Below are 13,338 nucleotides of genomic sequence, written 5' to 3' on the forward strand. Positions count from 1 at the left end.
AGCCTTTGTCAAAACAAAGGCTTTTTTTGTAATCAACTAAATTATATTCTTTATTTTTTAACAATCCGTTGGCGAATCGCTTCATAGATCACTACTGCGGCCGATACAGATACATTTAACGAACCTATTTCACCGTACATTGGTATCTTGGCCAGGTGGTCGGCAATGCGGATTAGGTCATTGGAAACACCAACATCCTCCGCACCCATAATCACACAGGTTGGAGCTGTATAATCCACATCGTAAATGCTCGACGTTGTTTTTTCTGTACTGGCAACTAACTGTACACCTGAATCAATCAAAAATTTACCAACTTTGGACAAGCTATCATGGCGACAGACAGGGATTTTATAGAGTGCTCCAGCAGATGTTTTAATCGCATCAGGGTTAACCTCAGCCGAGCCCTTTTTAGGGACAATGATGGCATGGACTCCAGAACATTCTGCTGTACGTGCAATAGCACCCAAATTGCGCACATCTGTCACTCCATCCAACATCAGAAGTAAAGGAGTTTCACCTTTTTCATAAATCTGAGGGAGAAGTTCTTCTATATCATGATAGGTAATTGGAGAAATAACCGCAATTACACCTTGATGATTTTTACGTGTTATCCGGTTTAATTTTTCAATTGGCACCTGTTGAGAAGCGATATTATGTTCCTTTAACAAGGCTTTCAATTCTAGAATCAAACTGCCGCTCAAGCCGCGTTGTATAAATAATGACTCGATCTCTTTACCACTATCGATTGCTTCGATGACAGCACGAATACCAAATACCATCTGATTCACTTCACGTCTTTCCCCGTGGTCGCGATCACGTCTCTGAAAATTTCCTTGCATAATAAATACTAAATATTTCCCTCTTCATGGAAGAGTTTGCAAATGTACAAAAATAAAAAACAACTAGCGTGTTTGAATTAGCTTAGCCCCAAGTTAAACTCTTTCCGCAAAGTATCTAAAAGCGGGTTTTTATTGACCATGGCTTGATACTTCTCCTGTGAGGTATAAGGTTTACGCGAAATAGTATGTTCCATCATCACGCCCTTTAGATCCAATGAAAAATTCTGGAGTTTCACACGTAGGTAGTTCAGTACATCAACCTTTGCACTTTGCAATACATCCATCTGAACACCATTTTCAACATCAATTTCAATCAATACACCATTTAATCGGGGTTGCATAGCCGTCATCATGGTGTACAGATTGATCTTGTTTTCTGTTTTAAGCTGTTCAGCATAACTGTTCCAAACAGTAATAAATTGGCCGAATGAAACATCACGCTGTTCGTTCCCACGTATCAATTCTGGTTCATCCCCTTCTTTGGCAACCGCATTGTTATCGTATATGGTATTCAAATCCGGCAAAGACGGAATAATTGCTGCAGTAGATGCTCCCCATCCGCCTTTTTTTACTTTAGGGGGCACGTTGGAAATAGGATCTTTTTTCACCTCTTCCTTAGTCTCGGAAGCCTGATAATTTACGGGGTTAGCTTGCGAACGCGGTGCCACATGGTTTTCAACGACAGGAGCATTCGCAGGAGAAGTTGCTTGCGGAGTGGAGACTACCGAAGTTTGTTGCGCTTGTCCAACTACTGGCTCAGGAAGTTTTTTTTTTACGCCCTCGGTTGCCGAAGGAATCTGTGCGGATCCAAGCTGGCTCAATTTAATCGCACTTGCGATATGACATGTCTTGAGGAGTGAAAGTTCAACTTGCAGGCGTTGATTTTTACTTGTCTTATAGTTGATCTCACATTGATTGGAAATATTCAATGCAGATAACAAAAATCCTGGAGAAGCTTTTTGGGACTGCTGCAGATACTTTTGACGAATACTATCACTGACTTCCAATAATTTTAGCGTAGTTGGCTCCTTAGCAACCAACAAATTTCTGAAATGCGCTGACAGACCTGCTATGAAATGACTGCCATCAAATCCGTGATTTAAAATCTCATTGAAAATCAATAAGGTTTGTGCCGCATCCTCAGTTAAAATAGCATCTGTTAGCTTAAAATAATAATCGTAATCCAAGATATTCAAATTATCGATTACAGCTTGATAGGTGACATTTTTATTGGAAAAACTGACGATCTGATCGAACATCGACAAGGCATCCCGAAGTCCACCATCGGCCTTTTGGGCAATGATATGTAATCCGTCCTGATCATAAGCAATACCTTCTCTGTCAGCGATACGGGCCAAATGACTTGCCATATCTTCCACTTTGATCCGATTAAAATCGAAAATCTGACAGCGCGAAAGAATAGTAGGTAAAATCTTATGTTTTTCTGTGGTCGCCAGAATAAAGATAGCATAGGAAGGTGGCTCCTCTAAAGTCTTCAAAAAAGCATTGAAAGCCGCTTGAGAAAGCATATGCACCTCATCTATGATATAGATTTTATATTTTCCAGCCTGAGGTGGTATACGTACTTGATCAATCAGGTTACGGATATCGTCTACGGAATTATTGGATGCCGCATCCAGTTCATGAATACTGAAAGAATTTCCATTTTGGAAAGACTTACAGCTATCACATGCGCCACAGGGTTCGGTACCTGCCAAGATGTTTTCACAATTTATTGTTTTAGCTAAAATCCGTGCACAGGTAGTTTTACCTACACCACGGGGACCACAAAACAAAAATGCTTGCGCCAACTGGTTGTTGTGAATTGCATTCTTTAAGGTACCAGTGATGTGTTGCTGACCTACAACCGAATCAAAGGTAATCGGGCGGTATTTACGTGCAGAAACAATAAAATTATCCATTGCACGAAGATACGGATTTTAAAAATGAAAAAGGAGAATCTAAAACCTAAAAATAGATTGTAATTTTTTAATAATAATTCCTTCAATGTACAAAAAAAGCAAATTTTATCGTTAATTTTATATTAATACAATGTTATTAAATTGTTAACAATTGAAATTAAGGGAAATCCATAGGCTGTTTTTGACCATTTTAATTTGGCTAACCTGTGCTTCACAACAGCTACAGGCGCAGCATCACGATTTCGATTTTTACGATGGCAAAGTATCTATTGATGTCCCCCCCTCCTTTAATATTCCATTCAAAGACAGCTTAACAATAGCCCACATACAAAAATTCTATCAAATAGCTGATCAGACGGATTACATACAGCTTATAAATAGCCTTCTCGAATACAAAGATGAACATCATTTAAATGATTGGGTATATTATCAGCTGATTCGCCGCACCGCACAACAGATTGCCCCGAAAGCCGAAAATTATACACGCTATACTTTATATAAATGGTTTTTAATGTGTAAATCCGGTTATGATGCCCGTTTGGCTGTGGGTAATAATCAGATCATATTTTTCATTCAGAACAAAGAAGATATCTCTGATATTCCCTTTTTTGAAATCGATGGTAAGAAATACACCTGTTTAAACTTCCATGACTATGGAAAGCTCTTTCAACGCGCAGACACCTATATTCCTGTTAAGATTAAAGTACCAGAAGCCATTGAAGATTTTAGTTATAAAATCACAAAATTACCTGATTTTGTACCAGCAAATTATAAGGAGAAGCAAATTGAGTTCAATTATGGACATAAAGCCTACCATTTTAATGTCAAGTTGAATGAAGATATCAGTGATCTTTTTAAAAACTATCCGGGTGTAGATTTCGAAACTTATTTCAATATTCCACTCAGCAAAGAGACTTATCAATCCCTGATTCCTGCCCTCAAGGAAAATTTAAAAGGAAAAAATCAGCAGGAAGGTGTCGATTATTTAATGCGATTTACGCGATATGCATTCTTATACGAAAATGACGAAGATAATTTCGGATCCGAAAAGCGCCTTTCTGCAGAACAAACACTATTGAATAAATACAGTGACTGTGATGACCGTGTTGCCCTGTTTTTTTATCTGGTAAAGGAAATCTACAATCTACCTATGATCACCCTGCTCTATCCCACGCATGTAACGATGGCCGTTCAATTTGAACATCCTATCGGTGATGCTATTTTGTACAATGGAAAATATTATTCTGTCTGTGAGCCTACTCCACAAGCGCAAACACTGGATATAGGTCAATTGTCTGAGGAGCTTAAAAATCAGTCTTATCAGATTGTTTATCATTACGAGCCGAGATAAGCCTTCTTTTGGCGTAAGCAAACTATAAGCAAAAAATAGCTTCATTAAATTAGATGCAAGTAAAGATCCACTTGCACCTAAATTTATCACTTCCACTTAGACAGCTATTTTTTGGGTAACATAGAAAAAATGAATAAATCAATGTTAATTTCCACAGAGTTAATCTTGGTAATAGTCAAACTTTTTTGTCATATCACTGATACTTGGATTTGCATCTGATATAATTTTAATTTGAATTTCATACTTATTAAAACCACCGACGAGACCATATTGCAATGCTGAATAATCAACGCTATAACTGCCTGTATTAGGAACATTTTTGCCGATAAAGCCTTTACTCACCCCATATTGATAAAGTTCAAGCGAAACTGTACTTGTGTTAACTAGATTTTTATTCCAGGTGATAGCTGGCGGAATGTCATTATTGTAAATAGCAAAATGGCCAATATCATTAATCCAATTATCATAGCTTGGAGGTTGAACAACCGGAGGAGGAATTTCATAGTCAAAAGATTTAACATGATAAGCTTCCTTAAACCACAATGATGATGGAACATTTGAAGGATGGTTTTCGATCACCAAATAGATCTTACCTCCTGCAGGAAGTTTTGAATGATCTATGTTAGCTGTATATTCCTTATCCAAAATAGAATTATATTGCCCAAAACTCGAATTGGTAATTTCTTTAGAACCATCCAACCAAACAAATTGTCCATTGATTTGTGTTCCAAGTCCAATTAGCATATTTGTTGGATACCAATTCCATGGACCACCTGAAGGATTAATAGCTCTCGTTAATGTCACATTATATTTCACTGTTGTACTAGAACCTGTTGCAGATAAGGCAATTTTTGTAGAACTCAGCAGGTTATTATTGTTAATTTTAAAATCACTTACATAAGTAGGTATTCCTTGTGCAAATGAAATTTGAGCCGCAATAAAGAAAAACAGTATTATTATATAATATTTTAGCTTACTCATTATCTTAATTTTTTAGAGTTATTAAACATTTCAATTAATTTTTCTCGACTTACCTGATCAACTCCCCATAATTTAAACTGTTGGGTTTTTGCATCATAGGTTACATCGCTTTTTTTAACATTTATGGAGTTAGCAAGATAATCAACTAATTCAGATACACTTACAGTAGCAAGTTCTGCCTGAGAGACTTCTGAAGGCGCGACTTCTTCTTTTTTGCAGCCGGTAAAAGCTGTTACACACAAGAATGCAACTATTGCTATCTTGAGAAAATTTTCATATATTCTTTTCATTACCTGAAGATAACATCACAACATTAAACAACAATAAATTAAATATTACATTATTTTAAACAACTGGAAATAAAATTAAATAAACACACTAAACAAAATAGCTATTTGTAAAAAAAATAAAAACTAGAAATATAACAGTGTATTTTAAAATACGGCCAAACTATCACAAATAACCATTCGTGATACTTTAATTCAACATAAGATAGTATTCAAACTACAATGACACGACATCAAATCACCTTATAAAAATATAACCTAGCTAGAGAATAAAGGGGCATCTTTCACTTCTACATCCAGGTTACAGCAACTCAAACGTGACGACCAAATAACTTGAATGGATAAGGTTATGTATTGGACAAATCAACTATTCATGAAAATGAGCTGCGATTGTTCATTGACCACCGTGAAAAATTGGTCAAAAAAAAATCCTGCCAAGGCAGGATTTTCCATCTATTTTACTAAACTATAATTATCTATTTCTTAGAAAGAAGCACCAGTAGCAGCTACTGATCCTGATTTCAAGATAAAGTTTGGCGCTGTTAAACTATATGGATTAACCAAAAGATTTTTAGCTGCCGCATCGTCCAAGAATGTATTATTATTTGTAGTCAAATACGTTTTCAATAAATCAACAGTAGCAAATGAAGGTACTGTACCATCGGCTATAACGTCTCTACCAGCCGTAAATGATTGGTAAATGTTGTTTTTGATCAAAGATGTTTTATCTGTCAAAGCATCACCAGTTTCTTTATCGCGTATATCGATACCATAACGCATGTTGATAAAGATAGAGTTAGCAAGGATCATCTTACTTCCTCTTCTCCACAAATTTGCATACTCATGTTTTGGATCAACCTCAGTATTACCAGGTCCAACCAATGTCATATTTGATATAACAGGACGTGTTCTTGGAGAAGAATCAAATACTTTTTCCGAATTATCAGATTCAATACCATTTGATTGACCAGCTTGATCCGCTAATTTCGGATCTCTAAGACCTACTAAGAATTGAAGTTTTCCTGAGTAACCATTATCGAAATCGAAAATATCATCGATGTTTGCAGTAGAGACAAGGTGCTTAGCATTTACTGTACCACCAAACCACTCAAAAGAATCATCACCAGAATAAGCAACTTGAACGTATTCAACAGTTGTTTTAGAACCAACTGATCCAAATGTAACACCGTTAATCTCGTTGTTTGTTGTATAAGCAATACCTGGGAACTCAACACGTACATATTTAAGAACTCCTGAGTTATCATCAGCAATGGTTCCACCATGATTTCCGTATGGAGCTGTTAAACCGCCTTCAATAAGACCTGTTCCACCTGGGATATTATTAGGTGCCTTACCTAAGATAATAATCCCGCCCCAATCACCTGGAGCTCTTGTACCAGCGGGTTGGTTTGAAGTGAATACAATTGGCTTAGCAGCAGTTCCTTCTGCATTGATTTTACCACCCATTGTGACAACCAATGTTGCTTTAGTATTTTTATCTCCTCTAATTACTGTTCCAGCTGGAATCGTTAATGTAACACCACTTTTAATGTAAACAAAACCTTTTAACAAGTATGTTTTTGATGCATCTAAAGTTTTATCTGCAGTTATTTCACCTGAAATCTCCTCTGTAGCAGCAGAATATGCTGTTTTATTTGGTTCATAATTAACCCATCCTGATGTCCAGTCAGTAGAACCAAATGCACCTTTATAAGCTACTTTCTCAAAGAAAGCATCAGCAAGCGATTCATTTGAATCACCCGGGGTAACAGGAGGTTCAATTACCGAAGGATCACTCTTACTACAGCTTGCAAATGCAGTTAAGCCTGCCGCTAAAACAGCTAAAAGATTTAAGTTTAAATTCGTTTTCATTTTCATGTTTTATTTGTACAAAAAGAATAATTTAATTTAACGATACAATTAACTCTATGTTAAGTATTTATGAATTAACAATAGACTACCAAAATTTATAAGAGAGCGTAAGGGACACAGTAGATCCATATTTCTCAGCTCTATTGATATTATCTGTGTTTTTATTGAATGCTGCGTTTGGATCAGAACCTTTTGGTTTTTGATAGAAATAAGCTTTATTATTTAAAATATCACTATAATTCAATTTTACTTCGGCTCTGGAGTTCGCAAATTTTTGCGCCAATTGTAAATCAAGAATATTTCTAGAATATTCGTAAATATCTGGATCTTCAGCATTACCAATTGCCCATATTCTTGGTCCCACTCTATTATACAAGAGTGTAATCGCTGTGGTATTTGGATTTTTGGTCGTATACGATAATCCAGCATTGATTAGATAAGGTGATTGTCCTTGCAGTTTTCTTTTACCTGTTGAGTTCACAGTAGTTGGAACAATAACTTTCGAATAAATGTATGATCCATTCGCGTTGATGACAAAATTATCCAATCGCTCATCAATGAATTTCAGATTCTTTCTTACTTCTGCTTCCACTCCAAACACATCCGCAGACTTTGAATTGGTATAATTAAATGAACGGCCTGAGTTTCCTAATTGTAAAGCTTGTTCGATCGGATTTTCAAAATATTTATAAAAAGCTCCCACCGATAAAACTTCACCAGCTGTTGGATAATACGCATATCCCAGATCAAAATTTGACGTTTTTGATTGTTTCAAATTGGGATTTCCACGAACGTTCATGTTTTTATTGAAGTCATAAAATGGGAAAGGTGCCATTTCTCTAAACTCCTGTCTTCCCACCGTTTGTGAGGCTGCAAAGCGAAAACTTTGCTTACTATCTAAATTATAGATTAAATTCAACGATGGTAGTAGTGAAATTGTCGTTGTGTCAACACCTACTGGATTGCCATTGTCTTCACTATTCAATTTCAAATTATATGACTCAAGACGTGCTCCAGCAATTACCCTCAATTTCTCCATCACAAATCCATCATACATCAAATAGCCTGCGTTCAAAAATGCTTTCGCATCATAATGATCACCACCGTTGGTTATTTCATTTAGTATAAAGCCGTTTGGACGAATATTGGCTTGATCAAAAATTTTGTCTTGCGGTAGTTTCAACAAACTTGCATCAAAGTTTCCATTTCGAATAAATCCAATCACCCTTGCATTAAAATTTCTATCACGCAATTGATTGAAATAACCTGCTTTTAATTTGTCATTTTCCGAGAATAAACGGATCGGTAATGTCAAATTTAAAGCCCCACCATACGAATTCTCAGTCATTGTCGAATTGAAATTACCTGCTCTGTCTGCTGTAGACGAACTGGTCGCAGAAATCGATGCAATACCATCTTTTGAATATTCCATCCGCTTATAACCGGGCTCATCTCTATCCGTACGACCATAATTCAAGGACCAATCCAATTTTAATTTACTGTTATCTGAAAGGATATGTTCACCAGATAATTGATTTGTTAAAATAGATCGTTGTAATAGATAATCTCCCGTGCGATAGAATTCACTCCCCGAATCATCTTTTCCTTCACGGAACGTAAATTGATTCTCTAAAATTCGATTATATAAGTTTTTGAAAGAGATTTTATTTGACTTCCAAGAGTACGCGAAGTTTGCAAGAGCTCCTAAATTTGTATTGTAACTATATTGATCGTCATGGAATACTTCTGGCAACGACTGGCCAACATATGCTTTTTGGTCTGCTTCGCGTTTCCTTTGGTCGTAACGATAAGTCAATGAAAAAATAGCTCCAAATTTAGAATCATCTTTAAAATTCTTAGTAGAACCGTAGTTCAGTTGAAAATTCGGCGTTAATGTTGACTTCTTCGTATCATAACCCCAATTGTTTTTAAACAATTTAGAATACTCAAAAATTTCATTTGAATTATTTTGTAAAGATTGAAAGTCCTTTGTGGAAGGAAAACCTTTAGGAATTTCGCGGTCACTTCCTGCAAAACCAAACACTTCACCACCAGCTCTTTTTGCTGAGGTAAAATCTTTAAATGTTGATTGTGTATTATAAGATGTACCTATGGATGCATCAAAGAAATTTTTCTCTGGAAAATCTTTAGTATTCACTTGAACTACACCTCCGGAAAAATCAGCAGGGATATCTGGGGTTGCAGTTTTATTAATTATGATTGATTCAATTAAATTTGAAGGAATAATATCAAAAGAAAAAGCACGTTTATCTACTTCTGTATTGGGTAAAATCGCATTATTCAACATAGCTGAATTGTAACGATCACTCAGCCCTCTTACAATAACATATTTATTATCTTGGATACTAGCGCCACTTACACGCTTAATTGCCTCTGACGTATTTCTATCTGGACTTCTCTTAATTTGTTCGGTCGAAATACCACTGGAAATTCTAGCACTATTTTTTTGCTGCGAGTACAAAGCACTTATCGACTCTTTTTTGAAAGTTCCCGTAACAACAACCTGATCCAATACAGTTTCCCCAGTATTATCGAGTACTACATCTAGCGTCGTAACATCCTTATCCTTTATCTCTACATCAGTAATTTGTTTAGTAGCAAAGCCTACATAACTAAATTCTAATGTATACTTCCCTGCAGGTACCGCAGGAATATTATAATTACCAGTCACATCCGAACTTCCCACTCTCGCCGTACCGAGTACCTTAACAGTCACACCTGTGATTGTTTCACCTGTTTTGACATTTGTTACTTTACCCGCCACCTTTCCACTGCCCTGTGCATAAACTGTTGTTGACGCAGCTACTGCTAGCGTTACGACTGCAGCGATTCTTTTAAGTTGTAATTGTGGTTCCAATTTATTTGTTTTTTGTTTCTGCAAAGCTATTAGCAGAATATTAGATTAACATTAACAACAAATTACCATTGCGTAAACCGGTTGTTAATTTAATGTTACTTATCTCCTATTTTTCTTGATTTTCAGCAAAAAATGGCTTTTTATCCAATTTATACGAATATTTGCCCCCCTTAATGGGACAGCATATTAAAGAAGTGTAATAAAATTATTAAGCACTTAATTTATTAACACAATAAGATTATTTTTCTAATTTATACCTTAATGAAGACCGTGTAACGGTTTTATATAGATAAGTGGTACTGCTAGTTGAGAGAGACCGATCATCTTCCATTGCCAACTGTTAACCCACTGCAGTAAATTGCTTTTTATATGCAATATAATTGCAATTATATTGCATATAAAAAGCAATTTATCTAAGTTTGAATATATTTTCAATTTCTGATCCTCATGAGCACTCCAATCGTATCGACAACACAGTTATCATTTCAGTATCCCAATTCAACGCCAATTGAATTTCCAGATATTCACATCGAGAAAGGTCAGCATACGCTGTTATTGGGGGATTCAGGTTCTGGAAAAACAACGTTACTTAATATATTAGGAGGTTTGTCACGACCGGAGACAGGTCTTGTCAAAATAAATAACCAAGACCTATCCTTATTATCAAACAGTAAATTGGATCAGTTTCGTGCGCAATATATCGGATTTATATTCCAAGAGGCTCACCTCCTAAGAAATTTAACACTTTTGGAAAACATCAAGTTGGCACAATCTTTAGCAGGGAAAAGAATAGACCTTAATGCAATACATTTCATATTGACGCAACTGCAATTAGATCAAAAAAGTGATGCCTACCCGAACGAATTGAGTCGCGGCCAATTACAACGTGCTGCTATTGCACGCAGCGTCATCAATAAACCAGCCCTACTTATTGCTGACGAACCGACTGCCGCTCTAGACGACAACAATACCTACAGAGTATTAGAACTACTGTTATCGATAGCTGACACTGCAGGATCGACTTTACTGATAACAACACACGACAAGAGAATAAAAGATCAGTTCTCCAAAATGTACCTTTTAAAATAATTGTTTTACTTTATTTACACGTCACCCTTTACTTTTTAAAATTTGTTATGAACACGATACAATTGGTTTGGAAAAATTTAAGTAGACAGTTTGGCTCGGTCTTTCTAAGCATTCTGTTAACGGCGTTTGGAATTTCCATCCTTGCCGTGCTTTCAATTACCGGAGAAACTTTTGAAAAGCAGCTTGACAATAACAGTAAAAATATTGATTTGGTTGTTGGTGCTAAAGGAAGTCCGCTTCAGTTGATTCTATCCAGTGTTTACCATATTGACAATCCGACCGGTAACATTCCATTGGATGAGCTGGAGCCATTACGTCAAAATCCCCTTGTTCAGCTAGCAGTTCCCTTATCTTTAGGCGACAATTTCAAGGGCCATCGCATCGTTGGAACCGATTCATCTTTCTTGTCTATTTACGAAACATCTGTAGCTGAAGGTCGTATCTGGCAAAGTAATTTTGAAGTAGTCATTGGTGATCAAGTTGCAAAAAAACAACAGCTCAAAATTGGCGATCAGATCCATAGTTCACATGGCTTGAGCAAAGATGGGCACCATCATGATGAACATCCTTTTACCATTGTTGGTATTCTAAAACATAACAATAACGTTACCGATAACTTAATTCTAACCAACTTAGAAAGTGTTTGGGATGTACATGGCATTGCACATAAACATGAGCATCAAGAAACAGCGGTAGAGAAAGAATTACGCGAACGTCAAGAAGACCGAGAAGAAACCCTCAAAGCGCACCTGCACCATCATGGTGAAGATATAGCAGAAAATTCATCTGCTCCAGCCAAAACGAACGAAAAAGGACGTCACGAACAGGAAGAACACACTGATCACGAAGAGGGAGCAGTATTTGTGAAATCTATTGGTTCGGATATGGTGAAGCAAAATGGGCTAGAAATAACAGCAATTCTACTAAAATATCAATCACCTGCTGCTATTGGAATTTTGCCAAAATTGATTGATCAGCAAACAGACATGCAGGCCGCATCTCCCGCCATGGAAAGCACTCGTCTATTCTCGCTATTAGGCGTAGGGATAGATTCTTTATCGATACTCGCTTATGTAATTATGTTTATTGCAGGTTTGAGCGTCTTTATTAATTTATATAACGCATTAAAGCAACGTAAATACGACCTTGCCATCATGCGTACGCTTGGAGCCTCCAAAGGAAAACTCTTTGCCATTGTGCTTCTTGAAGGACTAACCATTACGATTCTTGGTGGGTTAATTGGGCTTATAATGGCACATCTAGCGCTTTACTATATCAGTAATCAGACAAGTCAAAGCGCCGATTTTATAGAGGCCTTTACACTTCATCCGAAAGAACTGATTTTCTTGTTTGTTGCTTGTTTAATAGGTATCTTCGCAGCACTTATTCCGGCGATCAAGGCCTACAGGACAAGTATTTCTGGAACACTATCAAATAAATAAGTTTAACTAAGATCACACAACGACAAAAGATCGCAATAAGAAGAGTCGCTTATCCATTAGACAGGAAAATGGAAAATACAGACGAACAGCTTCTCGATACATAACAATAGCATAACACATGAAAAAAACACTGACAGTATTCTTATTTATATTATTCTGTACCATACAGTCCCAAGCCCAAATAGGCGGTAATCCGGATCTTCCCGATCATACACCTATGATGAACAAAACTTGGGAAGCAATTGATAAGATGGCTTATAAAGTAACTTATAATGGGGCAAAGAAAGTATATACTCCTTTCTATCCAAAAGAACTTAAAGCGCTTGAAAATAAAATTGTTGAATTACCTGGTTACATGGTTCCTCTTCATAGTGGCCGCAACCATAAAAACTTTATGATGTCTGTATTACCCGTAATGCAATGCCAATTCTGTGGATCCAACGGAATACCACCAATGGTTGAAGTAACATTAAAGGGCAATGCAATAAAATTCTCTGAAGATCCAATTAAATTAAAAGGGAAAATGATCTTTACTAAAGATCCGCTTAAGGGAAATGCTGAAATTCAGATTGTAGACGCAGAACCAATAAAATAAACTAGCGTCTATTATTAAACTATTAAATGGGCTTTGCAGATCTCTCACAGCCCATTTACTGGGCCAGGTTCGTCGCTTATTC

At 36.5% G+C, this 13,338-nt stretch carries 10 protein-coding genes; 4 read left to right on the forward strand and 6 right to left on the reverse strand.

The window, feature by feature from the left end:
• Positions 1-50 precede the first annotated feature (50 nt).
• Together rlmB and HS960_RS13335 are read right to left on the reverse strand one after the other, a co-directional pair.
• Complete coding sequence (rlmB, locus tag HS960_RS13330) at positions 51-839, reverse strand: 23S rRNA (guanosine(2251)-2'-O)-methyltransferase RlmB (RefSeq protein ID WP_046672182.1); 789 nt, start codon at positions 837-839, stop codon at positions 51-53.
• A gap of 77 nt (positions 840-916) precedes the next feature.
• Positions 917-2,761: a DNA polymerase III subunit gamma/tau gene (locus tag HS960_RS13335; RefSeq protein WP_153845007.1), complete on the reverse strand. Its 1,845-nt coding sequence runs from the start codon at positions 2,759-2,761 to the stop codon at positions 917-919.
• 151 nt (positions 2,762-2,912) lie between these two features.
• Between HS960_RS13335 and HS960_RS13340 the strand changes: the two genes are divergently transcribed.
• Positions 2,913-4,112, forward strand: coding sequence for a hypothetical protein (locus HS960_RS13340; RefSeq protein WP_227550107.1), 1,200 nt, complete (start codon positions 2,913-2,915; stop codon positions 4,110-4,112).
• A gap of 159 nt (positions 4,113-4,271) precedes the next feature.
• On the opposite strand, the gene HS960_RS13345 is transcribed toward HS960_RS13340, so the two are convergent.
• The 4 genes from HS960_RS13345 to HS960_RS13360 form a co-directional block, all read right to left on the reverse strand.
• Positions 4,272-5,093, reverse strand: a complete 822-nt coding sequence (locus tag HS960_RS13345; RefSeq protein ID WP_182332976.1) for a hypothetical protein — start codon at positions 5,091-5,093, stop codon at positions 4,272-4,274.
• Positions 5,093-5,383, reverse strand: a complete 291-nt coding sequence (locus HS960_RS13350) for a hypothetical protein (protein WP_153845009.1) — start codon at positions 5,381-5,383, stop codon at positions 5,093-5,095. The genes HS960_RS13345 and HS960_RS13350 overlap by 1 nt, the downstream gene beginning before the upstream one ends.
• Before the next feature lie 480 nt (positions 5,384-5,863).
• Positions 5,864-7,252 (reverse strand): T9SS C-terminal target domain-containing protein, encoded by a 1,389-nt coding sequence (locus HS960_RS13355; RefSeq protein ID WP_153845010.1) that lies wholly within the window; start codon positions 7,250-7,252, stop codon positions 5,864-5,866.
• Between the two features lie 85 nt (positions 7,253-7,337).
• Positions 7,338-10,130 (reverse strand): TonB-dependent receptor, encoded by a 2,793-nt coding sequence (locus HS960_RS13360; RefSeq protein WP_153845011.1) that lies wholly within the window; start codon positions 10,128-10,130, stop codon positions 7,338-7,340.
• A 447-nt stretch (positions 10,131-10,577) separates the two neighbouring features.
• Here HS960_RS13360 and HS960_RS13365 point away from each other — a divergent pair, with 447 nt between their 5' ends.
• From HS960_RS13365 to HS960_RS13375, 3 genes are all read left to right on the forward strand, one after another.
• Positions 10,578-11,219, forward strand: a complete 642-nt coding sequence (locus HS960_RS13365; protein WP_153845012.1) for an ABC transporter ATP-binding protein — start codon at positions 10,578-10,580, stop codon at positions 11,217-11,219.
• Positions 11,220-11,266: 47 nt separating this feature from the next.
• Positions 11,267-12,661: an ABC transporter permease gene (locus HS960_RS13370; RefSeq protein WP_153845013.1), complete on the forward strand. Its 1,395-nt coding sequence runs from the start codon at positions 11,267-11,269 to the stop codon at positions 12,659-12,661.
• A gap of 118 nt (positions 12,662-12,779) precedes the next feature.
• A complete protein-coding gene (locus HS960_RS13375) occupies positions 12,780-13,256 on the forward strand; it encodes a hypothetical protein (RefSeq protein WP_182332978.1) in 477 nt (158 codons plus the stop codon).
• Positions 13,257-13,338 lie beyond the last annotated feature (82 nt).

Source organism: Sphingobacterium paramultivorum (assembly GCF_014109745.1).
Taxonomy (GTDB): domain Bacteria; phylum Bacteroidota; class Bacteroidia; order Sphingobacteriales; family Sphingobacteriaceae; genus Sphingobacterium; species Sphingobacterium paramultivorum.